This is a genomic window from Georhizobium sp. MAB10, assembly GCF_045012825.1.
Classification (GTDB): domain Bacteria; phylum Pseudomonadota; class Alphaproteobacteria; order Rhizobiales; family Rhizobiaceae; genus Georhizobium; species Georhizobium profundi.
The window spans coordinates 2,447,873-2,470,619 of sequence record NZ_CP118314.1 but is presented as its reverse complement, the minus strand read 5'-3'; the positions used below and the strand labels follow the sequence as shown (position 1 = coordinate 2,470,619).

Here is a 22,747-nt window from a genome sequence, read left to right as displayed (position 1 = left end):
CGCTCGAAATTCACTGACCGATCAGGCTGCAAAGAAAATTCCGAGCAGCAGAAGCGCCTCACCGACAAGGATCCCGACAAGGATCCGGTGGCCGGAAAGGAGATAAGCCACGAAGCCGGCTGCTGCAGCCCCAACACGCAAGATTGCCGGAACATCTGCAAGTGCACCGGACGGTGAGACGATGAGGTTGGCGATCACGGCCGCCACCAGCGCGGTCGCAATGCACCGGACCAGGACAAGGATGTCGGCATCATCGGAGAGTTGGCCCCCGAGATAGACGCCGAGGAAACGCCAGCTGTCCGTTGCAAGCCAGCCCGCCACGAGAATGAAGAGATAAGGCCACCACCAGGCATCAATCGCGCCGAAGCTCATGGGTTCACGCCCTTCTTCCGACGGCTGTAGCGGTGAAAACCATAGGCCGCAAAGCCGCCCACCAGCCCGGTGGCGAGAAGCGCGAAATCGGGCGTCACCATCGCCATTACCGGGCCGAGCAAAAGGCCAAGTACCATGGCGACATGCCCTGCCCGCTCGCGCGCCGATCCCCAGAGCGAGGTGAGGAAATAGAGCGGCGTCAGAAAGAACAGGGCGGCAGAGACGCTCGGCGGCAGCACGTCCGCCACCATGTAGACCGCAGCCACCACCATCATGTTCAGAAGAATGAGCGACGCGCCGAGGCCGCCATACCAGGCGGTGCGGAAGTCTCGCGGGATCGAGCGCACTTCCTGCATGGCGAGCACCCAGGACGTGACGGCGACGAAATGCGCGAGCATGTATAGCACCCACCGACGTGTGCGCGGCCCGCGAATTTCCGGCACCAGCGCAACGACCATGGGACCCAGCCGAATCGACGAGAGCGCTACGGCGAATGTCGCTGCAGCAATGCCATTACCAGCCGCGATGGCGCCGACGAGCACGACCTTGGCAGGCAGCGCCCAGACGACGGCCGTCATGAAAACAGCATGGGCCATCGACAGCCCCGACTCCACCGCGAGCGCGGCAAAGCCGATGAAGCTCGACATCAAAATCAATGCTGGGATAGAAAATGCCGCCCCGATCCCACGCAGCAACCACCGCAGATGGGTGTCATCGGGACCTGGAATGGGCTCTGCGGGGTCTTGTGAAGGATCATTCTGCAGCATCGAAGCCGGCGATAGCACAGCCGTCCACACGAAGAAATAAAAAGATCAGGCTGCCTTAGCGTTTGATCTCGCTGACCTGACGAGAAAGGCCCGGCTGGAGACCAGCCGGGCCTTCGATCATTGAGGCGAAGCGCCCTTTACTTGCGGCGCGGAACCTTCGGCACGGAGCTGCCTGACTTGCGGCTTGCCTGATCGGACCGCTCGGCGACCGCAACGTCGGCACCCGCGTCGGCTGCGGGATCGCCGTCTGGCATGGACCCGTCGTCCGGCCGTTCGGCAGATCGCTTTGGAGCCCGCGTCTTGGCTGCGGCAGGCTTCGGCTTCGCGGCCTTTTTCGCAGCCGGCTTACGCACTGGCTTGACCGGTACTTCGTCAGGGATCGCATCGAGCTTGAGGCCGGTCTTGCCGCCTTCCTTCGTCTCGACGGTCACCTTGACCGTGCCACCCTTCTTGAGCTTGCCGAAGAGAACCTCGTTGGCGAGTTCCTTCTTGATGTGCTCCTGGATGACGCGGCCGAGCGGACGGGCACCCATGTTCTCGTCATAGCCCTTCTCGGCGAGCCAGGCGATTGCATCCTTTGACAGGTCGAAGGTCACGCCACGTTCGGCCAGCTGGGCCTCGAGCTGCATGACGAACTTTTGCACCACCTGGTGGATCACCGGCGTCGGCAGCGAGCCGAACGGGATGATCGCGTCGAGACGGTTGCGGAATTCCGGCGTGAAGAGCCGGTTGATCGCTTCCGTGTCTTCGCCGGTCCGCTTGGCAGAGCCGAAGCCGATCGCAGCCTTCTGCATGTCCGAAGCGCCCGCATTGGTCGTCATGATCAAGATGACGTTGCGGAAGTCGATCTGCTTGCCGTTGTGATCGGTCAGCTTGCCGTGATCCATGACCTGCAACAGGATGTTGAACAGATCCGGATGGGCCTTCTCGATCTCGTCGAGCAGCAGCACGCAGTGCGGATGCTGGTCGATGCCGTCGGTCAGCAGACCACCCTGGTCGAAGCCGACATAGCCGGGAGGTGCACCGAGCAGACGCGAAACCGTGTGCCGCTCCATGTATTCCGACATGTCGAAGCGCAGAAGCTCGACGCCGAGCGACTTTGCCAGCTGCTTAGCCACTTCCGTCTTGCCGACGCCCGTCGGACCGGAGAACAAATAGCTGCCGATCGGCTTGTCCGGTTCCCGCAGGCCCGCACGTGCCAGCTTGATGGCCGATGACAGCGCGTCGATCGCTGTGTCTTGGCCGTAAACGACCGTGCGAAGCTCTTTTTCGAGGTTCGCGAGCACCTGCTCATCGTTTTGGGACACGTTCTTCGGAGGAATCCGGGCCATCGTTGCGATGGTGGCCTCGATCTCCTTCTCCGTCACGGTTTTCCGGCGCTTGTTTGCCGGCAGCAGCATCTGCGACGCACCGGTCTCGTCGATCACATCGATCGCCTTGTCCGGCAGTTTGCGGTCATTTATGTAGCGCGCCGACAGCTCAACGGCCGACTTGATCGCCTGATCGGTGAATTTGATCTTGTGATAGTCCTCGTAATAGGGCTTCAGGCCCTTGAGGATCTTCACCGCGTCTTCGACGGAAGGCTCCTTCACGTCGATCTTCTGGAAGCGCCGCACCAGAGCACGGTCCTTTTCGAAGAACTGACGATATTCCTTGTAGGTCGTCGAGCCGATGCACCGGATCAGTCCGGAAGACAGGGCCGGCTTCAGAAGGTTCGAAGCATCCATCGCGCCGCCGGAGGTCGCGCCGGCGCCGATCACCGTATGGATCTCGTCGATGAAGAGCACGGCTCCCGGCGTGTCCTCGAGCTCCTTGACGACCTGCTTCAGGCGCTCTTCGAAATCGCCACGGTACCGCGTGCCGGCAAGCAGCGTTCCCATATCGAGCGAGAAGATGGTCGCGTCCAGAAGCACTTCCGGCACTTCTTTCTCCACGATGCGCTTGGCAAGCCCCTCGGCGATGGCGGTCTTGCCGACGCCCGGATCACCGACGTAAAGCGGGTTGTTCTTGGACCGGCGGCAAAGCACCTGGATGGTGCGGTTGACCTCGTCCTGCCTGCCGATCAGCGGATCGACACGGCCCTTCTTGGCCTTCTCGTTCAGGTTGACGCAGTAGGCGGTCAGCGCGTCCTGCGCCTTCTTCTTGCCGCCCTCATCCTGGTCGGAACCGGCATTCGGACCGCCCTCCTCCTGCTCGTCCGCTCCGGAGACCGGACGTGCCTCGGAAGCGCCGGGACGCTTGGCGATACCATGCGAGATGAAGTTCACCGCATCGTAGCGCGTCATCTCCTGCTCCTGCAGGAAATAGGCGGCGTGGCTTTCGCGCTCGGCAAAGATCGCGACCAGCACGTTGGCGCCTGTCACTTCCTCGCGACCGGACGATTGCACGTGGATGACCGCGCGCTGGATGACGCGCTGGAAGCCGGATGTGGGTTTGGAATCCTCGTCATATCCGGTGACGAGGTTCTGCAGCTCGTTATCGACATATTGCGTCACGATCGAGCGCAGCTGGTCGAGATTGACGTTGCAGGCACCCATGACGGCGGCCGCATCGGCGTCGTCGATCAGGGCCAGCAACAGATGTTCGAGCGTCGCATATTCGTGGTGGCGCTCGTTTGCCAGTGTAAGTGCCTGGTGCAGTGCCTTTTCAAGGCTGGAAGAAAATGTCGGCACGCTATCGGTTCCTTATTTCTTTTCCATCACGCATTGCAGCGGGTGCTGGTTCTGACGTGCGAAATCCATGACCTGCGTCACCTTGGTCTCGGCCACCTCGTAGGTGAACACACCGCATTCGCCGACACCATGATTGTGAACATGCAGCATGATGATCGTGGCGGCTTCACGGTCTTTTTGAAAGAACCGCTCGAGCACGTGAATGACGAACTCCATGGGCGTGTAGTCGTCGTTGATCAGGAGGACCCGGTAGAGGCTCGGTTTTTTGACCTTGGGTTTGGTGCGCGTGATCACCGAAGTCCCGCGCCCGGGTCCATCGCCGTTCTTGTCGTTTCCGCCTTGCGAGCGAACAGGCCAAGCGTGCATCTTGAGAAGTCACCTCATTCATCGGATCGACGCACCCGCCGTGCGTCGCCCTCGATCATCCTAAGCGTAATCTAAGTCTTCGCCACTGCATTTTAAGCCCCCCGCACTGCCGTTTCATCACATTCGCTGCGATGGGCTCAGGATGTCGGGCACAAAAAAACCCGGCCGGGCCGCTGCGATCAGCGGTCTGGCCGGGTGCTTGTCGTCGACCCACCGCCCGTCAGACAGGGCAGCGTAGGTTTGTCAGCCTTTGGCGCTTAGTTGGCAGCCTTGCCCATGGAGCGTTCGAACGGCTTGTAAACGTCCTTGGCGAGATCGGCATAGATTTCACCCATCTTCGTTGCCTGCTGGACGAAGGCTTCGTAAGACGACTTGGCGTAGTCGGTCTGGATTTCGAAGACCTTTTCCATCGACTTGGCAGCCGACAGCTTCTCGACCATTGCGGCGCTGTGCTCGAAAGACTTCTTGGAGTAGTCGGCAGCTTCCGAAGCGATAGTCTGCATGCCCGTCGCCATGGTCGAATAGCTCTTCAGCATCGTGTCCATGGTGTCCTTACCGGCCTTGTTGGCATCATCGAAATTCAACATGTCGCACTCACCTTCTGGGTTGGTCGCGCAGGTGTGATCTCACGCATCTTGCATGGGGCCGCATTCATAAGTGCACTGCAGCACGAGGTCAAGTTTTCTGGTGCATTGCAGCATGGCCGTCTCCAAATGGTCGGATTTGCCCGCTTTGGGTCAAATGCGAACCGGGGGATTCAGACTTTGTCCATCATAAACCAGTTGGTAACGATGCCGCCATTATGGTCTTGGCAACGGTGGCTGTTGTGGGGGCTCGGCTGCCGGAAGCAATTCAATACTGCGTCGCGTATCAAGAGTTAGCCCGTGATCTATATCGCAGAAGGCATCGCCGGCCGTAAAACGGGCGAAATCCTCGCTATCGCCACGAGACTCCTCTTCACCGCAATGGTCGTCCTGATTGTTGCAGCCGCTTCACCGGCTGCCGCCAATCCCAAATATGCGGGCATCGTCATCGATGCGCGCACGGGCAAGACGCTCTATGCGGCCAATGCCGACGCGCCGCGGTATCCGGCGTCGCTCACCAAGATGATGACCATGTATCTCGCCTTCGAGGCGATCGATGCTGGCCGCGTCACCAAGGAGAGCCGCATCCCCGTTTCCCGGAAGGCCGCTGCCGAGCCGCCATCCAAGATCGGCATCCGTTCCGGCACGACGATTACCGTCGAGCAGGCGATGCGCGCCCTTGTCACCCGCTCTGCCAACGACGCGGCGACGGCGCTCGGCGAATTCCTTGGTGGCTCGGAATCGCGTTTTGCCGAACTGATGACCCAGAAGGCCCGCCAACTCGGCATGTCCAAGACGACTTTCCGCAATGCCCACGGCCTGCCGAACTCGCAGCAGGTGACGACGGCTCGCGACATGGCCCGTCTCGGCATCGCGCTGCGGGAACATTTCCCGCACCACTACCACTATTTCTCGACCCGCTCGTTCCAGTTCGGCGGCGCCACCTTCGGCAACCACAACCGTCTTCTTGGCAATGTTCGCGGCGTCGACGGCATCAAGACCGGCTTCATCAACGCTTCGGGCTTCAACCTCGTCTCTTCCGTCAACGACAATGACCGCCTCGTCGTCGCCGTCGTCATGGGTGGACGTACCGGCGCAAGTCGCGACGCACAGATGCGCAAGCTGATCGCCGAATATCTGCCGCAGGCAACACGTGGTGGCGGTGGCAACCTGATCGCCCGCTCCGGCGCATCGCCCGTTCTCGCGGCGAGTGCATGGGCTTTGCCCGAGCGCGGCCCGGTACCGGTCTTCCGCGACCCGATCGACATGCGCGTGGCAACGGCTTATGCGGCGCCTGCTCCGGCTTCGGCCCAGGCCGCCATCGCCGCAGCCTTCCCCGTACCGAACGAGCGTCCGGTGGTCGGTCGCGAGGCGCTGGCTCAGGTTCTTCGTGAACAACAGGCATCTGTGCCCACCCCGCCTGCCCCCATCGTCGGCCAGGAAATGGGCTCCTCCGAAATCGACGCCGTCACGACCGCGAGCACCGCTGCAGAAGTCGCAACAGCCTCTGCCGCCATGCCGAGCGGCTGGGTCGTCCAAGTCGCAGCCATGCCCGATGCGTCCGAAGCGATGGCCTATCTTCAGAATGCGCAGCGCAAGGCGGGTGGGCAGATCTCTTCGGCGACGCCGTTCACCGTTGCCTTCCAGGATGGCGGCTCCACGCTGCACCGCGCCCGCTTCGGTGGCTTTGCCGGCAAGAACGATGCCTGGGCCGCCTGCGAGAGCCTGAAGCGCTCCGGCTACGGTTGCTGGGCCACGCAGCAGTAAGGCTGCCAACAATCAAGCCGCGCGGACGCATGTGTTTCAGGCCGCGCGGTCGAGTTTTCGAGATCCACCCCTGTTTGTATTGAGTTGATGGGGATCAGCGATGACGACGCAAGAGAATATCCTTGGCTTCATTGATGCGCGCAGCAAGAAAGACCGAGCCGCCCGTGTCCGGATGAACTCGCTTCATGAGGCTGCGATGCGCCTGGCGGATTTCGGCTTCACTCGCACCCGGACGAAGACCAAGGACCTCGTAGGCCTCCTTCTCTGTCATGGCGCCCGTGCCTGGCGCAGCTCCCAGCCCGTCGTCCGCGTCCGCCTCAGCGTCCCCTCGCCAGCGGGGTATGCGGCGGTCAAGATACGCCTCTAGCAACTGCCGGCTTTCCTCGTCGCTGAGCAGAGCCTGGTGCAGGGTGAGCAATTCGGTTTCGTCGAGCGAAGCGAGATCGGCGCCTTCGAACGGGCCGGCAAGCACCAGGCCGTTCATGTCTCCGGTATCGAGATCGAGCTCCATCTCCAGCGCTGCGCTGCGCACCGTCGAATAGCGCCCGGCCTCCGACTGCACCGTGGTGGACCGGCCGAGCCTGCCGAACATGGCTGCCGACAAGCCGATCAGCGTCATCCCAACCCCTGCCCGACCAACCAGGGTCAGGACGAGACCGAAGAGCGCCAGAAGGCTGGGACCCGCGTATTTCAGTCCGAAAGCGAGATGTCTGGGGTTCGCTTTCGTGAAGGCGAAGCCGAGCGCCGACAGAACCAGCAGCGCCAGGACGATGTAGAAAAGCACCGCCATGCTACGTGCCCTGCCGCCCGCCGGGCAGCTGCGACAACAGAAGCTGCGAACCTCGGCTCTTCGATGCCTTGAGCGCCTTCAGTCCGCCGGATGCATAGGTGGCCACGGCTTTGAGCAATTCGGCCAGTTCGCCGGCAGCGTTTTCGTCGAAGCGGATATGTGCGCCACCCGACAATCGCGCCATTTCCTTGAAGGCCGTCTCGGCTACGCTGTTGCGTCCTTCCTGAAACAGGAACAGCGGCACCTTGCGTAGCCCCAGTTCGCCGGCCTTGTGGCACAGCGCATCGATATCTTCTTCCATCGCGTCGCCGATATAGACGGCGGCGCTGACGGGCTTCTTCACGGTCTCGTCGCGGATATGGCTGAGCACCTTACCGATCTGCGTCTGGCCGCCCCGGCAGTCGATCTTCGTCATCAGGTCGCGGAGGCTGCGCGTATCCGATACCCAGCGCGAAGCGCGGCATTCGTCGTAGCCGCGGAAATAAACCAGCTGCACCGCCAGATTGCCCGCGGCTCCCACGGCGCCGAACATCTCGCCCTGAAGCTGACACGCCGCATCCCAGGTCGGTTGCCGGCTCATGGTAGCGTCGAGGGCAAAGACGAGGCGTCCGCCGCCCGCCTGCGGCTTGATGGCGCGTGCCGCGGCCAGGAAGCCGCTGATGGCACTCTTGGCCGAAACGGCCGCACCTTCGTTGCCTTGCCGTGCCAACGGCCGGTTGGCCGTGCGATCCTTGTCCTTATCGGTCATGATGGGCGCAAATCCTTCTCATCAACCGAATCTGGCGTCTTGAGCCGCAAACACAAGAGCGCCGCAGGCGCGCAGAGCTTAGAGGAGACCGAGCGAAGCGAGTTCCTGCTGCATTTCCATCGGCATATCGGCGATCTCCGCGCCGGCGGATCCCAAGTCGGCAGGCGCATCGGCAGAAACGAGATATCGCCAGCCCTGAAATGGTCGGCGCGGTTGCCAGTTGGTGGCGATCAGCTCGGGATGCAGCACGAGATTGCAGCGCGAAATGCCTTCGCCGTCGATGAAGGGCCGGATGTCCTTCAGGCGCTGGCGCACCTGCACGTTGCCCTTGATCACCCAGTAAAGCGAACCGCCATCCAGCAGTTCGTCCATCCGCTTGGGCAGCATGCGCGTGGTGTGAAACTGCTCGGGCTCGAGCCCCTGAGCACGCATGATGGAGAAGCGCCACTCGATATGGGCTGCCAGATCCTCGATGCTTTCCGCACCGACGCACAGTTTCAGAAGATGGAGAGCCATTGCCCCCGGTTAGTTAAAAAGCATGGCCGATGGAAGGCCCACCGGTTTTTCCACAGCCGGCAGGCGTACCGCGATCAGCACTCCACGACATTGACCGCGAGACCGCCGGTGCTGGTTTCCTTGTAGCGCTCGTTCATGTCGAGACCGGTCTGGCGCATCGTTTCCACACACGCGTCGAGTGAGACGAAATGCGTACCGTCCCCCTTCATCGCGAGCGATGCGGCGGTCACGGCCTTCACGGCGCCGAGCGCATTGCGCTCGATGCAAGGCACCTGCACGAGTCCGCCGACCGGATCGCAGGTCATGCCGAGGTGATGTTCCAGCGCGATCTCGGCGGCGTTTTCCACCTGTGCCGGCGTTCCGCCCATGAGTGCTGCAAGGCCCGCCGCAGCCATCGCAGCAGCCGAACCGACTTCGCCCTGACAGCCGACTTCGGCCCCGGAGATGGAAGCGTTGTGCTTGATCAGCCCGCCGATCGCCGCTGCCGTCAGCAGGTAATCGCGAATGGAGCGAGGGTCGGCGTCATGGTGAAATTTGAGATAGTAGCGAATGGTCGCAGGAATGACTCCGGCCGCGCCGTTGGTCGGTGCCGTGACGACTCGGCCGCCCGACGCGTTCTCCTCGTTGACGGCCATGGCGAAGACGGACAGCCAGTCATTGGCGAGCAGCGGGTTGACCGTGTTGCGCTGCCAGTCGTCCTCGAGCTTCTGGTGAATTGCCCGCGCCCGGCGCTTCACCTTCAGTCCACCCGGCATGATGCCGTCCTGACCGAGCCCGCGCTCGATACAGCCATCCATGGCCATCCAGATGCGATCCAGGCCTCGATCGAGCTCGGCTGCATCGACGAATATCTCTTCGTTGGCCCGCTTCATCTCCGCGATGCTCAAGCCCGAGCGGGACGCCATCTCCAGCATCTCGTTCGCCGTCGCGAATGGAAACGGTACCGGTCGATTCGACGTAGAAGGCCTCGCGCGATCCTTCGCTGCAAGTTCCTCTTCCGAAAGCACGAAACCGCCGCCGATCGAATAATAAACGCGCCGCAGCAGCACCCGGTCGTCGCGGTCGAGCGCCAGGAACGCCATCCCGTTCGCGTGACCCGCCAGGGGCTGCTTGCGATCGAAGATCAGGTCCTGCGCGGGATCGAACGCATAGGTTGGATGCCCGGCCGGCTCGATTCTCATTTTCCGTTCGACACCGTCGATGATGGCGTCCATGCGGTCCGGATCGACCTGATCCGGTGTTTCACCGGTCAGACCAAGTATGACCGCCCGCCCTGTGCCGTGTCCGATACCCGTGAAGGCCAGCGATCCGTGCAGGCTTACTCTTATGCGCGCCACCTGCGCCGAACTGGGCCGCGGCCAATCGCCATGCAAGATTTCGTGGAGAAAGCGCACCGCTGCCGACATCGGTCCCATTGTGTGGGAACTCGATGGGCCGACGCCGATCTTGAAGACGTCGAAGACGGAGAGAAACATGGGCGCGCGGTCCTTGATGAGACGACCACCCTAACCCGATCGGGGTCGGGCGCAACATCCAGGAGCGGCATCGCAGTCGCGGGTTCGCGGCATCCGGTACAATCGGCGGCCCTATAACGCAAAAAAACGCGGGATCACCCGCGCTTTTAGAAATTTTGGTCTTTCCTGGTGGCTGTTAGATGCCGCCGAACAGATAGGCCAACACCAGAATTCCGGCAAAACCGACCACTGCACGGGCCGTGAAGGCCCAGCAGGACTTTTGAGCGGTCTCTTCCATCATGACTCCACTTGATGCCCCGATATCGTAGGGAACGGTTGTTGTTCTTGTCTCGCTCCTGAAGGCCGTCATCTACAGAACCCTTTCAGACTTCGCAACTGCGAAATATGGCTACTTCTGGGCACAATTTCGCATGGCACCTGTGAACAATCCGCACCCCACGCTGCCATTCAAGGGGTCGCTTGGTTAACAAACGGTTAAATAGACTGTTAAACTTGGCCCCATTTTCACCGCATGCATGAAGATTTGGTTGCCAGCTCCAACGCGGGCTGCCGCATTTGGTTGCGTCATGTGTCGAGCTCAAGGCATGGTGCCTCGACCTCTCCAACTCCATGGAATGCCTGCTGATGACCTACCTGGATGGCGCCGCCATCGTCCTGTTTCTCCTGTCCTGGGCGCTGTTTGCATGGCTGACGGACGGCGCGCGACGCTTTGGCCGGCAGAGTTTGACGCGATTGATGAACCGCAACCGGGCGCTGTGGATTCGCAACAGTCTGAAGCGGGATTTGCGGATGATCGACACGCAAATCATCGCTGGCCTGCAAAACGGCACGGCCTTTTTTGCCTCAACGGCAATAATCGCGATCGGTGGCTGCTTTGCCCTACTCGGCGCAACCGATCAGGTGCTGCGCGTCTATGCGGACCTGCCGATTTCGATTCCCGGTGGCAGAGCGGCGTTTGAACTGAAGGTCGTCGGCCTCATCACCATTTTCGGCCACGCCTTCTTCAAGTTCGGCTGGTCCTACCGCCTCTTCAACTACTCGTCGATTCTTTACGGCGCCTTGCCGATGCGCGACGAACTTGAACGCGCACCCGAGCGCTCGGAGAAGCTGGTCGAAAGCGCCATCATGATGAATGTGCTGGCAGGCCGGCATTTCAACGCCGGCCTGCGCTCCATCTTTCTGTCGATCGGCTATCTCGGCTGGTTCATCGGACCGGTAGTTTTCATGGCGAGCACGCTGCTCGTCCTGGCGGTCCTGGTGCACCGCCAGTTCTTCTCGGCGGCGCGCCAGGTTCTGGCCGACAATCAGGCTGCGACGGAATCCCAGTCAGGCGAGAAATCGTAGTCGCAGATCCGGTGGTTGGCGGATCGCAGAGCCGAGATTGCTGCCATTTCGGCGTCGGTGAGCTCGAAGTCGAAGATGTCCGCATTCTGAGGCAGCCGGCTCGGCTTGGACGTGCGCGGTATCGCCACCACGCCATCCTGCTGAACGTGCCAACGCAGCACGATTTGCGCCGGCGATTTGCCATGCGCCTCCGCGGCCGCCGCCACCGGGGCTGCTTCGAACACGTCGCCGCCACGCCCGAGCGGGCAATAGGAGGTCATGGCCATGCCGCGCGCCCGGCAGGCCGCGTGCACCTTCGATTGGTCGAGCATCGGATGGTATTCGACCTGGTTACAGACGAGCGGCTCGTCCGTCAGCGCCCACGCCTCGTCGAGCAACCGCGTGGTGAAATTCGATACACCGATGTGGCGCGTCAGCCCCTGCTTCTTGACCCGATTGAGGGCAGCGATCGAGTCGGCGAGCGGAATCTGCGGGTTCGGCCAGTGGATGAGGAGCAGGTCGAGATGATCCACGCCAAGCCGCTTCAGGCTCGCCTCTGCAGCACGCTCGAGCGCGCCGGCGCCGATATCGGTGTACCAGACCTTGCTGGTCAGGAAGATGTCGTCCCTTGCCACACCGCCTGCACTGATGCCCTCTCCGACTGCTTCCTCGTTGTCGTACATGATGGCGGTGTCGATATGGCGGTAACCTGCATCGAGCGCAGCACGCACCATCTCGACGCAATCATCGCCCTTCAAGGTCCAGGTGCCGAGCCCCAACACGGGAATGTTTGCGCCATGGGCGGATACGGTCTTCATCAAGGGTACTCCTTTGCTGTGTTCGGTTTCATTCGCATCTGTGTGTGAAACGATCTAGATCGGATCGAGTGCCGTCGTCGATTCGACGTAAGCGTCCGCCGCGGGGAGACAAGATGGTAGATCAGGCCGGTATGCCCCATCGAAGCCCCTCGACGCGTCTGATGCGCCTGGATGTGGCGCGTGGATTGGCCCTCGTGGCCATGGCCATCTATCATTTGACCTGGGACCTCGAGTTCTTTCGTTATGTCCCGCTCGGGCTGACGTCCGAAGGCGGCTGGAAGATATTTGCTCGCGGCATCGCCAGCACCTTCCTGTTCCTGGCGGGCTTCAGCCTTGTGCTCGGCCACTACCCGACGATCCGCTGGCGCCCGTTCCTGCGGCGGCTGGCCATGATCGTCACGGCCGCGTTGGTGATCACGGTCGCCACCTATATCGCCTTTTCGCAAGCGTTCATCTTCTTCGGCATTTTGCACGCCATCGCAGCCGCAAGTCTGATCGGCCTCGCGTTCCTGAGATTGCCGCCGGCAATCACGGCGATCATCGCGGTGCTCATCATCATCACGCCGAATGTTTTCAGCTCGACGGCATTCGATTGGCCCGGCCTGTGGTGGGTCGGCCTCTCGGAAAACCGGCCCGTCTCGAACGACTACGTGCCGCTCTTTCCATGGCTCGGTGCAACGCTGCTCGGCATTGCCGCGGCACGGATCATGAAGGCGAATGGTTGGCTCGGTCACCTCGCGACCCGCTCCGAGCCTGGCCGCTTGACCCGTGGGCTGGCGTTTGCGGGCCGCCACAGCCTTGCTGTCTACCTGATCCACCAGCCGATCCTGCTCGGCCTTGTCTATCTGGCGAGCATCGTCGCGCCACCGCCTGCGGCCGATCCCGGCGTCGCCTATATGAACAGCTGCGTCCCAAGCTGCTCGGCTACACAGGGCGAGACATTTTGTCAGTCATTTTGCGGATGCACGCTGGACGCGTTGAACGCTGCCGACCTGTTTGACGATCTGATCGCGGGAACGCTCGACCCCGCCGGCGATCCACGCGCGGTCGAGATAGCAAATCAATGCACGGCGGATATCTTCGGCGGCCAGCGCTAGAATCCGAAGCTTTGAATCAGGTGCTGACGCCGATTTCGGCCAGACGTGTCAGGCAGGCCTCCTCGACATTGTCGAGCTCGTTCAGCGTCTCTTCGATGTCCTTGCGCTTTTGCCGCAACTCGTTGCGCTTCTCGTCGACGCGCTTCATCAGAAGCTTGAGCTGCCCCTCTTCGCCCGGAGGATCCTTGTAGACCTGAATGATCTCGCGAATCTCGGCGATCGTGAAACCGATGCGACGGCCGCGCAGGATTTCCTGGATCAAACGGCGGTCAGCCTGGCGGAAGAGACGGGTGCGGCCGCGACGCTCCGGCTGCACGAGGCCTTCGTCTTCGTAGAAGCGAAGCGTCCGGGTCGACACGCCAAACTCGCGCGTCAATTCCGTAATGGTGTAATATTTGTTCAACGCAGTCTGATCCCCGACAAGGAAAAGACGGTAGCGACTTTTACGTAAAAGTCAATTTTCTCGGATCATGACACGCCGAACCACCATGTGGCGATCCCGAGAAACGCGAAGAAGCCGATGATGTCGGTCGTGGTCGTCACGAAGACGGCCGAGCCGACTGCGGGATCCGCCCCAAATCGATCGAGAATCAGCGGCACTACGATACCGGCAAGCGCTGCCACGAACATGTTGATGAGCATCGCGGCCGCGATGATTCCTGCGATCTCGGCGCTCTGGAACCAGAAGCCGGCGACGGTGGCAATCAGCAGTCCGAAGATCAGTCCGTTGATCAGTCCGACAAGGCATTCGCGGCGGATGATGCGGGGTGCGTTGCGAAAACTAAGATTGCGCGTTGCCAAGGCACGAACCGTCACGGTCATGGTCTGCGACCCGGCATTGCCGCCCATACCTGCAACGATGGGCATGAGCACCGCAAGCGCGACGATCTCTTGAATGGTCGCTTCGAACAGTGAAATCACGGAGGCCGCCATGAAGGCGGTGAAAAGGTTGGCGAGAAGCCACGGGACGCGCGAACGCGATGTCGCCCGAACGCTGTCGGAGAGTTCCTCGTCCCCGACGCCGCCCATGCGCATCAGGTCCTCCTCTGCCTCTTCCTGAATGACGTCCACCACATCATCGATGGTGAGCACGCCGACGAGCCGACCGTTCTTGTCGACGACGGCTGCCGAGAGAAGATCGTACTGCTCGAAAAGCTGCGCCGCCTCCTCTTGGTCCATCTCGGCGGCGATGGGATAGTTTGTATCCCGCATGATGTCTTCGATCTTGACCTTGCGCTTGGTGCGCAGGATGCGGTCCAGATCGATGACGCCCATCAGCTTGAACGTCGGATCCACGACGAAGATCTGCGAGAAGCTTTCCGGCAGGTCCTCGTCTTCGCGCATGTAGTCGATCGTCTGGCCGACCGTCCAGAAGGGTGGGACCGCGACGAACTCCGTCTGCATGCGGCGGCCGGCGGTATCTTCCGGATAGTCCAGCGCCCGACGAAGCCGGATCCGCTCCGTGAACGGCAGCTTTGCCAGAATGTCGTCCTGGTCTTCCTGGTCGAGGTCTTCGAGAATGTAGACCGCATCGTCGGAATCGAGATCGGCGAGCCCTTCCGCGATACGCTCGTTCGGCATCGCGTCGATGATTTCGAGGCGAACGGCCTCGTCGACTTCGGTCAGCGCCGAGAAATCGAAGTCCGAGCCAAGCATCGTGACGAGCTGTCCGCGCTCGTCCGAATCGAGCGATTCGAGAAGGTCGCCAAGTTCGGATTCGTGCAGTTCGCCGACCTCGTCGGTCAGCGAGTCGCGGTCACCCTGTTCAAGCGCCGTGGTGACGCGCTCGACGAAGTCGCTGCGCAGGTCACCGTCTTCCGTATAAACGTCATCGTCGCTCACGGGCTGGGCGTCAGCATTGCGTGCTTCGCTCGTCTTATCTGCGTTATCTTCCATGAAGATCCTTCACCTTCGGAAAGCGATAGCGTTAGCCCGCTGCGACGACACGCAAGCGACAATCCACGAACTTCTGATCTGACGGAAGACGATCGGAGCATGGCGAAGACCAATCACTCCGCATCCCTGTTATCCCACCGCATCGTAAACGGCTTGGACCACAATTGGTTTCGAAGCAATCGCTCAAGAAGGCTTTGGATCGGATGGAGGAAGCGCAGAGCGCTGAGGGCTGTCGCCTGCTGCTTTGGACGCCTTCTTCTTTTTGGCAGCGGAGCGAGCCGATGTCGGCAATGGCTGGCTGAGAAGCTCCATCTGCGTCTCCTGAATCTCGGTCAATCGTTCCCACTGACGCATCAGATGATGGTCGAACTTTTCGTGGAGATGCCGAATCTCGAGTTCCGCCTTGAGGTTCACGCGGTAATCGTTGAGCGAGCGCAGGCGGTCTTTCGCCTCCTGCCGCTTCTGGCTCATCATGATCAACGGCGCCTGAAATGCGGCGATCATCGCCAGCATCAGGTTGAGCAGGATGAAGGGATAGGGATCGAACGGCTGGCGCAGGAGCGGCACGAGATTGACGGCGACCCACAGCATGAGCACACCGACAAAGGTCAGGATGAAGGCCCAGGAACCTGCAAAGCCGGCGATACGATCGGCCGCGCGTTCGCCGAAGCTCAGCCGCTCGGCGTAATCCTCCTCGACGTTCTGGCTCAGCGTCTCGTCTCGCGACATGCTGGCAATGACCGACCGATCGAGCTCGGTCAGTTCGCCGCGCTCCCGCTCGATGGCACTTTCCAGCGCCTGCCACCTGGCCATCTGCAGATCGGTCGAACAGATGAAGCGGCTCTCACGCCACTTGGGATGCGCATCATCGAGATAGCGCGCAATGTTCGGGCGCACCCATTCCACGGAGAGAAGTGCTGCCTCTCTCTCGCCGCGCCCGCAGATGCCGCAATAACTGGCAGCGATCGCCTTGCGTGCCATCGCCTATCCTCTCGAACCGAGAACCACCCTACACGATCGCCAAGTGCGGCCCCAATGGCAAGATGACGTCCTGAAACGCAAAAAGCGCCGACATGCGGCGCTTTTGAAGTCTCCCGAAGGAGAATGGTGCGGTCGAGAAGACTCGAACTTCCACGGGTTGCCCCACAGCGACCTCAACGCTGCGCGTCTACCAATTCCGCCACGACCGCACGTGGTAGAAGCCGTTCTTGCCGGCGCCGGTCATCTAGCAAATCGATTTGGTGCGCACAAGCGCGAACGGTAAGAAAAACCGCTTGTCCCGAGACCAATCGCGAAAGCGTTGCGAACGGGCGCGTTCAGGCATAGATCAGGCGCCATGACCGTTCATCTGCAAGCAAAGCCGCGCATCAATGCCGATCGCTCGACGATGGCCGATCGATTCCTGCCGCAGTCGGAGAGCCCGCCGGTGCGCTGGCGCGTAACTCAAGGCCTCACCGACTACGAATCGGCTGTTGCGTTGATGGAAGCCGAAGCGGCTCGCATCCATGATGGGGCTGCCGACGAACTGGTCTGGCTTGTCGAACATCCGCCGCTCTATACGGCCGGAACCTCTGCCAGGATGGACGACCTGATTGCGCCGGATCGCTTCCCCGTCTTCCAGACGGGCCGCGGTGGCGAGTTCACCTATCACGGGCCCGGCCAGCGCGTTGCCTATGTGATGCTCGACCTCAAGCGCCGCCGGCAGGATGTGCGCGCCTTCGTGGCGGCGCTGGAGAGCTGGGTGATCGCGACGCTCGCGGATATGAACGTGCGCGGCGAACGCCGCGAGGACCGGGTCGGCGTCTGGGTCGTGCGGCCGGAGCGCCCTCGCCTCGCCATGGACCGCGCAGCCGAGGACAAGATCGCCGCGATCGGCATCCGGTTGCGCAAATGGGTCAGCTTCCACGGCATCGCGCTCAATGTCGAACCAGACCTCGACCACTTCAGCGGCATCGTGCCCTGTGGCGTGAAGGACTACGGCGTGACGAGCCTCGTCGATCTCGGCCTGCCGGTGACAATGGCCGACGCCGATCTTGCGCTCAGACAGTCTTTCGAGACGATCTTCGGTCCAACTGTAGACGGCTGAGCCGTCAATCGAATTCCATGATTACAGCATCGACCGCGAGGCTTTCGCCGGGTGCCGCATTGATCTTGGAAACGACGAGATCGCGCTCGGCACGCAGAACGTTTTCCATCTTCATGGCTTCGACGACGGCGAGCGTCTCACCGGCCTTCACGTCCTGACCTTCCGTAACCGCGATGGAAACGACAAGCCCCGGCATCGGGCAGAGCAGGAGCTTGGATGTATCCGGCGCCTGCTTGACCGGCATCAACCGGTCAAGTTCCGCAAGCCGCGGCGTCAGCACGCGGGCGGTAAGCGAATAGCCCTGCCAGTCCACGCGAATGCCGTTCAGAACAGGCCGTGTCTGCGCCGTGACGAGCCGGCCGTCGATCTTACCAGTCCAGATGGCGTCACCCGGCCGGAAATGCGTTGTGATGGTCACAGGATCGGCGCCGCCAATGCTGACATCGAGCTCGAGCGGCATCGAAGCCATGCCATCGACGACGGCGACGTCGAGATAGACATCGCCAAGCCGCACGACCCAGTCCCGTCTCAGCGCGCCGTTATGAGGTGCCACGCGGTCCGCAAACCGGTCGAGCCTGTCCTTGCGCAACAGTTCGGCAGACAACGCCACGGCCGCCAGCACGGCAAGCGCGTCCTCACTTGGGTCTTCGGGAACGAAGCCATCCGGGTATTCTTCCGCGATGAAGCCTGTCGAAAGGCGTCCTTCCCGCCAGCGCGGATGGCGCATCAGCGCCGACAGGAACGGGATGTTATGGGCGATCCCGTCGACCACGAAACCGTCGAGCGCCAGCCCCATTGCATCGACGGCCTTTTCGCGCGTCGGCGCCCAGGTGCAGAGCTTGGCGAGCATCGGGTCGTAGAACATCGAAATTTCGGCGCCTTCGAAAACGCCGGTGTCGTTGCGGATCACCGCGTCCGATCCCTTGATCTCCGCCGGCGGCCGATAGCGCGTCAGCCGTCCGATCGACGGCAGGAAATTGCGGTAAGGATCTTCGGCGTAAAGCCGGCTCTCGATCGCCCAGCCATTCAAGATCACGTCGTCCTGCGCTATCGACAAGCGCTCGCCGGCTGCGACCCGGATCATCTGTTCCACCAGATCGATGCCAGTGACGAGTTCCGTCACGGGATGCTCCACCTGCAGGCGCGTGTTCATCTCCAGGAAATAGAAGTTGCGGTCCCTGTCGACGATGAATTCGACGGTGCCGGCGCTCTGGTAGTCGACGGCCTGCGCAAGGGCCACTGCCTGCGCTCCCATCGCGGCCCGGGTCGCCTCGTCGAGAAACGGCGATGGCGCTTCCTCGACGACCTTCTGGTTGCGCCGCTGGATGGAACATTCCCGTTCGCCTAGATGGATGCAGTGACCGTGGGAATCGGCGAGCACCTGTATTTCGATGTGCCGTGGCTCGACGATGAACTTCTCGATGAAGACACGGTCGTCGCCAAACGAGTTCTTCGCTTCCGACCGCGCCCGATCGAAGCCGTCTCGCACCTCGTCGCGGGAATGCGCAATGCGCATGCCCTTGCCGCCGCCGCCGGCAGACGCCTTGATCATCACCGGATAGCCGATCTCGTCGGAAATTCGCTCCGCCTCGTCGACATTCTCGATCACCCCGATATGGCCGGGCACGGTCGAGACATTGGCATCTTTGGCAAATTTCTTCGATTCGATCTTGTCGCCCATGGCGCGAATGGCCTTGGGTTTCGGGCCGATGAAGACGATGCCCTCGGCCTCCAGCGCCTCGCAGAAGGAAGCGCGTTCAGACAGAAAGCCGTAGCCGGGATGCACAGCCTCGGCACCCGTCTCCTTGCAGGCCGCGATGATCTTTTCGGCGTTGAGATAGCTCTCCGACGCGGCTGCCGGACCGATATGGACCGCCTCGTCGGCCATCTCGAGATGGAGCGCGTCCCGGTCGGCGTCGGAATAGACGGCGACGGTCGCGATGCCCATGCGTTTGGCGGTCTTGATCACGCGGCAGGCGATTTCGCCGCGATTGGCGATCAGGATCTTAGAGAACATGCGGTTGGTACCCCTCCGGTGCCGGCCCAAGGCAGGCGAAAGTCCTCATGCGCTTGTAGCCCAAGGCAAATCGAGTTCAAGCCTGAGGCGCGCCGGCAACGATACGTTCACGCCTAAAGATGAAGAGCCCCGAGGCCACGATGATGCCGATGCCGACCCATTTGGAGGCGCTCGGCACATCGGAAAACACGAGATAGCCGATGAGCACGGCCGAAATGATTTCGAGATACTGAAACGGTGCAAGCAGAGATGCCGGCGCCTTCTGGAAGGCCAGCACCACCAGTCCGTGCCCCACGGCCGCCAGGAGGCCGAGCAAAAGAACGAGGCTGAAGCTCAGGCCGTTTGCCGGCCAGGATGGCGCGAGATCGGTGATCCCCACGACGCTGCCGATCCCCATCGCCAGGGCGATCACGACCGTGCCGCCGATGCCTGCCAGATACTGCATCACCATCGGTCCGTCATGCCCCCCCAGCGAGCGGTTCAACAGCATGTAGACGGCAAAGAGGCTCGCGGTACCGAGCGGCAGAAACGCGATGAAGCCGAAGCGCGCGAAGCTTGGCTGGATGACGATGAGTGCGCCGATGAAGCCGAGCCCGATGGCCGCCCAGCGCCGCCACCCCACTTTTTCGCCGAGGATCAGCGCCGACAAGGCCGTCAGGATGAACGGCTCGACAAAGAAGATCGCGAGCGCATCGGCGATCGGCATGTATTTCACGGCAGCGAAGAAGCAGAGGCTCGCGCCACCGATCAGGAAGCCCCGCAGGATGTTCAGCCAGAAACGGTTCGACTTGAACCCGGGCCGGCCGCTGACGAGAGCAATGGCCGCAACGGTCAGGATCAACTGCACGATGAAGCGGTAGAACGACACTTGGCCCGGCGACATCGCCTGCTCGGTCGCCAGATACTTGCCTATGCCATCCATGACCGGCAAGATGAGCATGCCGACCGACATGATCATCATCCCCTGGGCATGGCTGCTATTGGCAGCCTGAACGGCAGTCGCGGTCTCACTCATGAGACGTCGTTACGGCTTTTCAATCCGGGGAACAACGCCTTTACATCCGGCGATATGCAAGAGGAGCTCCGATGCAGCATCCGGCCACGATTCTCGACGACAAACCCGAAGCCGACACGCTTGGCGGCCGCATTTCCACCGCGCGCGACGCTTTGGACATGTCCGTGCCGCAGCTGGCGCGGCGTCTGGGCGTCAAGACCGAGACCATCGCCGCCTGGGAGGGAGACCGTTCCGAGCCGCGGGCAAACCGCCTCATCATGCTCGCCGGCATTCTCGGCGTCGCCCCCACATGGCTCCTCAGCGGCTTCGGCTCGGCACCCGCTTCCCAACCTGTGGACGCCACACTCGGTGTCATCACCCTGCAACTGGCGAAGCTCAAGGAGCAGCACCAGCACACCGCCGCGACAATCGATGCACTGGAGCGGGAAATCGCCTCGCTTAGCCGGCACTTGCAGAATGATGTCTGAACGGATGCGCCATGAGAGCGCAGGTGGGGCACCGTTACAAAGACCTCTTGAGGCAGAGGCCCCTCTCTGACATTTTCGCCGGCAATTCAGACAGGAGCACAGCCCATGGACGTTCGCGCCGCAGTCGCCTTTCAGGCGGGCAAGCCGCTTGAAGTGACCACCGTACAACTGGAAGGCCCCCGCGACGGCGAAGTTCTCATCGAGGTGAAGGCGACGGGCCTTTGCCACACCGATGATTTCACCCTGTCGGGCGCCGACCCCGAGGGTCTTTTCCCAGCCATTCTCGGCCATGAAGGTGCCGGCGTCGTCGTCGATGTCGGCAAGGGCGTCACCTCGGTGAAGAAGGGCGATCACGTCATCCCGCTCTATACGCCCGAGTGCCGCACCTGCCCTTCCTGCCTGTCGCAGAAGACAAATCTCTGCACGGCGATCCGCTCCACCCAGGGCCAGGGCGTGATGCCGGATGGCAGCTCACGCTTCTCCATCGGCAAGGACAAGATCCACCACTACATGGGCTGCTCGACCTTCGCGAACTACACGGTCCTGCCGGAAATCGCCGTCGCCAAGGTCAACCCGGACGCCCCGTTCGATAAGATCTGCTACATCGGCTGCGGCGTGACGACAGGCGTCGGCGCCGTAATCAACACGGCCAAGGTCGAGATCGGTGCGACCGCGATCGTTTTCGGTCTGGGCGGCATCGGCCTCAACGTCATCCAGGGCCTGCGGCTTGCCGGCGCCGACATGATCATCGGCGTCGATCTCAACAACGACAAGAAGGAATGGGGCGAACGCTTCGGCATGACCCATTTCGTCAATCCGAAGGAAGTCGGCGACGACCTCGTCCCCTATCTCGTCAACATGACGAAGCGCGGCGCAGACCAAATCGGCGGCGCCGACTACACCTTCGATTGCACCGGGAACGTCAAGGTCATGCGCCAGGCGCTGGAATCGGCCCATCGCGGCTGGGGCGAATCGATCGTCATCGGCGTTGCCGGCGCGGGCCAGGAAATCTCCACCCGACCCTTCCAGCTCGTCACCGGCCGCGTCTGGAAAGGCACGGCCTTCGGCGGCGCTCGCGGCCGCACCGACGTGCCGAAGATCGTCGACTGGTACATGGAGGGCAAGATCGAGATCGATCCGATGATCACCCACACGCTGAAGCTCGAAGAGATCAACAAGGGCTTCGAGATGATGCATGCGGGCGAATCGATCCGTTCGGTCGTGGTCTACTGATCCGATGGCGCCCGCCCCACTCGTCATCTTCGATCTCGACGGGACGCTCGTGGATACGGGTCCCGATCTCGTCGACAGCCTCAACCACACCATCGGGACGGCGGGGCTCGCCCCCGTCGCGCTCGAGGACCTGAACCACCTCGTCGGCCAGGGTGCCCGCGTGATGATCGCGCGCGCCTTCGCCATGCAGAAGGTCGAGACCACGCCGGAACAGGGCGACCACCTGCTTGCGGTCTTTCTTGAGCACTATTCCGCCAACATGCCCGGACGGTCTCGTCCGTTTCCGGGACTGGTGGTTGCAATGGATCGGCTGGAGGCAGAAGGGTTCGCGCTCGCGGTGTGCACCAACAAGAGCGAGACGATGTCGCTGCGCCTGCTGCAGACGCTCGGGCTATCGGAACGCTTCAAGGCGATCGTCGGCGGCGACAGCCTTCCGCACCGCAAGCCCGATCCGCGCCATATCCTCGGCACGATCGAGCGCGCTGGCGGGGATCCCCGCACCTCGGTGATGATAGGCGATTCCATCAACGACATCGCCGCCGCCCGCGATGCGGGTGTCGCCTCGATCGGCGTTCCCTTCGGCTATACCGACGTGCCGATTGCGGAGCTGAAGCCAGACCGTGTCATCGAGCATTTCGATGCGCTGACCCCTGCCCTTGTCCACGATCTCATTCGTGCGGCACGAGCGGCTTGAGAAAAATGCCGTCCTGATACGAAACGGCGGCCTCGCGGGCGCCG

At 61.9% G+C, this 22,747-nt stretch carries 22 protein-coding genes and 1 tRNA gene; 7 read left to right on the top strand and 16 right to left on the bottom strand.

Features of this window, described 5'->3' with window-relative positions:
* Positions 1 to 21: 21 nt before the first annotated feature.
* From PU133_RS11595 to PU133_RS11575, 5 genes are all read right to left on the bottom strand, one after another.
* The gene (locus PU133_RS11595; protein ID WP_404861822.1) at positions 22 to 372 is read right to left on the bottom strand and encodes an AzlD domain-containing protein; all 351 of its coding nucleotides are present in this window, start codon (positions 370 to 372) and stop codon (positions 22 to 24) included.
* Entirely contained in the window at positions 369 to 1,019 is a 651-nt protein-coding gene (locus tag PU133_RS11590; protein WP_404861821.1) for an AzlC family ABC transporter permease, read from the bottom strand. Before PU133_RS11590 ends, PU133_RS11595 begins: the two co-directional genes overlap by 4 nt.
* A gap of 257 nt (positions 1,020 to 1,276) precedes the next feature.
* Positions 1,277 to 3,811 carry an ATP-dependent Clp protease ATP-binding subunit ClpA gene (gene clpA / locus PU133_RS11585; protein WP_404861820.1) on the bottom strand — a complete coding sequence of 845 codons (2,535 nt, stop codon included), beginning with the start codon at positions 3,809 to 3,811 and terminating at the stop codon, positions 1,277 to 1,279.
* A 12-nt stretch (positions 3,812 to 3,823) separates the two neighbouring features.
* Positions 3,824 to 4,177 (bottom strand): ATP-dependent Clp protease adapter ClpS, encoded by a 354-nt coding sequence (clpS, locus tag PU133_RS11580; RefSeq protein WP_126010351.1) that lies wholly within the window; start codon positions 4,175 to 4,177, stop codon positions 3,824 to 3,826.
* Between the two features lie 257 nt (positions 4,178 to 4,434).
* A complete protein-coding gene (locus tag PU133_RS11575) occupies positions 4,435 to 4,764 on the bottom strand; it encodes a phasin family protein (RefSeq protein WP_126010350.1) in 330 nt (109 codons plus the stop codon).
* A gap of 297 nt (positions 4,765 to 5,061) precedes the next feature.
* Here PU133_RS11575 and PU133_RS11570 point away from each other — a divergent pair, with 297 nt between their 5' ends.
* Positions 5,062 to 6,528, top strand: coding sequence for a D-alanyl-D-alanine carboxypeptidase (locus PU133_RS11570; protein ID WP_404861819.1), 1,467 nt, complete (start codon positions 5,062 to 5,064; stop codon positions 6,526 to 6,528).
* 94 nt (positions 6,529 to 6,622) lie between these two features.
* On the opposite strand, the gene PU133_RS11565 is transcribed toward PU133_RS11570, so the two are convergent.
* The 4 genes from PU133_RS11565 to PU133_RS11550 all read right to left on the bottom strand — a co-directional run bounded on the left by PU133_RS11565 (position 6,623) and on the right by PU133_RS11550 (position 10,057).
* A complete protein-coding gene (locus tag PU133_RS11565; RefSeq protein ID WP_404861818.1) occupies positions 6,623 to 7,318 on the bottom strand; it encodes a DnaJ domain-containing protein in 696 nt (231 codons plus the stop codon).
* Between the two features lies 1 nt (position 7,319).
* Positions 7,320 to 8,066, bottom strand: a complete 747-nt coding sequence (locus tag PU133_RS11560; RefSeq protein WP_404861817.1) for a VWA domain-containing protein — start codon at positions 8,064 to 8,066, stop codon at positions 7,320 to 7,322.
* A 78-nt stretch (positions 8,067 to 8,144) separates the two neighbouring features.
* Positions 8,145 to 8,582 (bottom strand): DUF1489 family protein, encoded by a 438-nt coding sequence (locus PU133_RS11555; protein WP_404861816.1) that lies wholly within the window; start codon positions 8,580 to 8,582, stop codon positions 8,145 to 8,147.
* Positions 8,583 to 8,656: 74 nt separating this feature from the next.
* A complete protein-coding gene (locus PU133_RS11550; RefSeq protein WP_404861815.1) occupies positions 8,657 to 10,057 on the bottom strand; it encodes an L-serine ammonia-lyase in 1,401 nt (466 codons plus the stop codon).
* Positions 10,058 to 10,681: 624 nt separating this feature from the next.
* Here PU133_RS11550 and PU133_RS11545 point away from each other — a divergent pair.
* Positions 10,682 to 11,401 carry a DUF599 domain-containing protein gene (locus tag PU133_RS11545; protein ID WP_404861814.1) on the top strand — a complete coding sequence of 240 codons (720 nt, stop codon included), beginning with the start codon at positions 10,682 to 10,684 and terminating at the stop codon, positions 11,399 to 11,401.
* Here the strand turns inward: PU133_RS11545 and PU133_RS11540 are convergent.
* Positions 11,362 to 12,198 carry an aldo/keto reductase gene (locus PU133_RS11540; RefSeq protein WP_404861813.1) on the bottom strand — a complete coding sequence of 279 codons (837 nt, stop codon included), beginning with the start codon at positions 12,196 to 12,198 and terminating at the stop codon, positions 11,362 to 11,364. The two genes, PU133_RS11545 and PU133_RS11540, sit on opposite strands and share 40 nt — an antisense overlap.
* Before the next feature lie 113 nt (positions 12,199 to 12,311).
* On the opposite strand from PU133_RS11540, the gene PU133_RS11535 reads away from it, so the two are divergent.
* On the top strand, positions 12,312 to 13,295 hold the full coding sequence (locus PU133_RS11535) for a DUF1624 domain-containing protein (protein WP_404861812.1): 984 nt from the start codon (positions 12,312 to 12,314) through the stop codon (positions 13,293 to 13,295).
* A gap of 16 nt (positions 13,296 to 13,311) precedes the next feature.
* Here the strand turns inward: PU133_RS11535 and PU133_RS11530 are convergent, their stop codons facing one another.
* The 4 genes from PU133_RS11530 to PU133_RS11515 all read right to left on the bottom strand — a co-directional run bounded on the left by PU133_RS11530 (position 13,312) and on the right by PU133_RS11515 (position 16,381).
* Positions 13,312 to 13,698, bottom strand: coding sequence for a MerR family DNA-binding transcriptional regulator (locus PU133_RS11530; RefSeq protein WP_126010344.1), 387 nt, complete (start codon positions 13,696 to 13,698; stop codon positions 13,312 to 13,314).
* Positions 13,699 to 13,763: 65 nt separating this feature from the next.
* On the bottom strand, positions 13,764 to 15,191 hold the full coding sequence (gene mgtE, locus PU133_RS11525) for a magnesium transporter (protein WP_126010343.1): 1,428 nt from the start codon (positions 15,189 to 15,191) through the stop codon (positions 13,764 to 13,766).
* Between the two features lie 183 nt (positions 15,192 to 15,374).
* On the bottom strand, positions 15,375 to 16,172 hold the full coding sequence (locus tag PU133_RS11520; protein WP_404861811.1) for a DUF1003 domain-containing protein: 798 nt from the start codon (positions 16,170 to 16,172) through the stop codon (positions 15,375 to 15,377).
* Between the two features lie 124 nt (positions 16,173 to 16,296).
* Positions 16,297 to 16,381: transfer RNA gene (locus PU133_RS11515), tRNA-Leu, on the bottom strand.
* Positions 16,382 to 16,527: 146 nt separating this feature from the next.
* Between PU133_RS11515 and lipB the strand changes: the two genes are divergently transcribed.
* A complete protein-coding gene (lipB, locus tag PU133_RS11510; protein ID WP_404861810.1) occupies positions 16,528 to 17,277 on the top strand; it encodes a lipoyl(octanoyl) transferase LipB in 750 nt (249 codons plus the stop codon).
* Between the two features lie 4 nt (positions 17,278 to 17,281).
* Here lipB and PU133_RS11505 read toward each other — a convergent pair whose 3' ends face one another.
* The gene (locus PU133_RS11505; RefSeq protein WP_404861809.1) at positions 17,282 to 19,294 is read right to left on the bottom strand and encodes an acetyl-CoA carboxylase biotin carboxylase subunit; all 2,013 of its coding nucleotides are present in this window, start codon (positions 19,292 to 19,294) and stop codon (positions 17,282 to 17,284) included.
* Positions 19,295 to 19,370: 76 nt separating this feature from the next.
* On the bottom strand, positions 19,371 to 20,309 hold the full coding sequence (locus PU133_RS11500; RefSeq protein WP_404861808.1) for a DMT family transporter: 939 nt from the start codon (positions 20,307 to 20,309) through the stop codon (positions 19,371 to 19,373).
* Between the two features lie 71 nt (positions 20,310 to 20,380).
* On the opposite strand from PU133_RS11500, the gene PU133_RS11495 reads away from it, so the two are divergent.
* From PU133_RS11495 to gph, 3 genes are all read left to right on the top strand, one after another.
* On the top strand, positions 20,381 to 20,776 hold the full coding sequence (locus PU133_RS11495; RefSeq protein ID WP_404861807.1) for a helix-turn-helix domain-containing protein: 396 nt from the start codon (positions 20,381 to 20,383) through the stop codon (positions 20,774 to 20,776).
* A 105-nt stretch (positions 20,777 to 20,881) separates the two neighbouring features.
* Entirely contained in the window at positions 20,882 to 22,009 is a 1,128-nt protein-coding gene (locus PU133_RS11490) for an S-(hydroxymethyl)glutathione dehydrogenase/class III alcohol dehydrogenase (RefSeq protein WP_404861806.1), read from the top strand.
* 4 nt (positions 22,010 to 22,013) lie between these two features.
* On the top strand, positions 22,014 to 22,703 hold the full coding sequence (gene gph, locus PU133_RS11485) for a phosphoglycolate phosphatase (RefSeq protein ID WP_404861805.1): 690 nt from the start codon (positions 22,014 to 22,016) through the stop codon (positions 22,701 to 22,703).
* Positions 22,704 to 22,747: the final 44 nt, after the last annotated feature.

Coding starts and splice junctions, on each gene's coding strand:
- PU133_RS11520 (WP_404861811.1), bottom strand. CDS start 16,172: ATGGCACGCAAGGCGATCGCTGCCAGTTATTGCGGCATCTGCGGGCGC.
- PU133_RS11540 (WP_404861813.1), bottom strand. CDS start 12,198: ATGAAGACCGTATCCGCCCATGGCGCAAACATTCCCGTGTTGGGGCTC.
- PU133_RS11505 (WP_404861809.1), bottom strand. CDS start 19,294: ATGTTCTCTAAGATCCTGATCGCCAATCGCGGCGAAATCGCCTGCCGC.
- PU133_RS11545 (WP_404861814.1), top strand. CDS start 10,682: ATGACCTACCTGGATGGCGCCGCCATCGTCCTGTTTCTCCTGTCCTGG.
- PU133_RS11590 (WP_404861821.1), bottom strand. CDS start 1,019: ATGTCGAGCTTCATCGGCTTTGCCGCGCTCGCGGTGGAGTCGGGGCTG.
- PU133_RS11595 (WP_404861822.1), bottom strand. CDS start 372: ATGAGCTTCGGCGCGATTGATGCCTGGTGGTGGCCTTATCTCTTCATT.
- PU133_RS11575 (WP_126010350.1), bottom strand. CDS start 4,764: ATGTTGAATTTCGATGATGCCAACAAGGCCGGTAAGGACACCATGGAC.
- PU133_RS11500 (WP_404861808.1), bottom strand. CDS start 20,309: ATGAGTGAGACCGCGACTGCCGTTCAGGCTGCCAATAGCAGCCATGCC.
- PU133_RS11560 (WP_404861817.1), bottom strand. CDS start 8,066: ATGACCGATAAGGACAAGGATCGCACGGCCAACCGGCCGTTGGCACGG.
- PU133_RS11495 (WP_404861807.1), top strand. CDS start 20,381: ATGCAGCATCCGGCCACGATTCTCGACGACAAACCCGAAGCCGACACG.
- gph (WP_404861805.1), top strand. CDS start 22,014: ATGGCGCCCGCCCCACTCGTCATCTTCGATCTCGACGGGACGCTCGTG.
- lipB (WP_404861810.1), top strand. CDS start 16,528: ATGACCGTTCATCTGCAAGCAAAGCCGCGCATCAATGCCGATCGCTCG.
- PU133_RS11535 (WP_404861812.1), top strand. CDS start 12,312: ATGGTAGATCAGGCCGGTATGCCCCATCGAAGCCCCTCGACGCGTCTG.
- mgtE (WP_126010343.1), bottom strand. CDS start 15,191: ATGGAAGATAACGCAGATAAGACGAGCGAAGCACGCAATGCTGACGCC.
- PU133_RS11490 (WP_404861806.1), top strand. CDS start 20,882: ATGGACGTTCGCGCCGCAGTCGCCTTTCAGGCGGGCAAGCCGCTTGAA.
- PU133_RS11550 (WP_404861815.1), bottom strand. CDS start 10,057: ATGTTTCTCTCCGTCTTCGACGTCTTCAAGATCGGCGTCGGCCCATCG.
- clpS (WP_126010351.1), bottom strand. CDS start 4,177: ATGCACGCTTGGCCTGTTCGCTCGCAAGGCGGAAACGACAAGAACGGC.
- PU133_RS11565 (WP_404861818.1), bottom strand. CDS start 7,318: ATGGCGGTGCTTTTCTACATCGTCCTGGCGCTGCTGGTTCTGTCGGCG.
- PU133_RS11555 (WP_404861816.1), bottom strand. CDS start 8,582: ATGGCTCTCCATCTTCTGAAACTGTGCGTCGGTGCGGAAAGCATCGAG.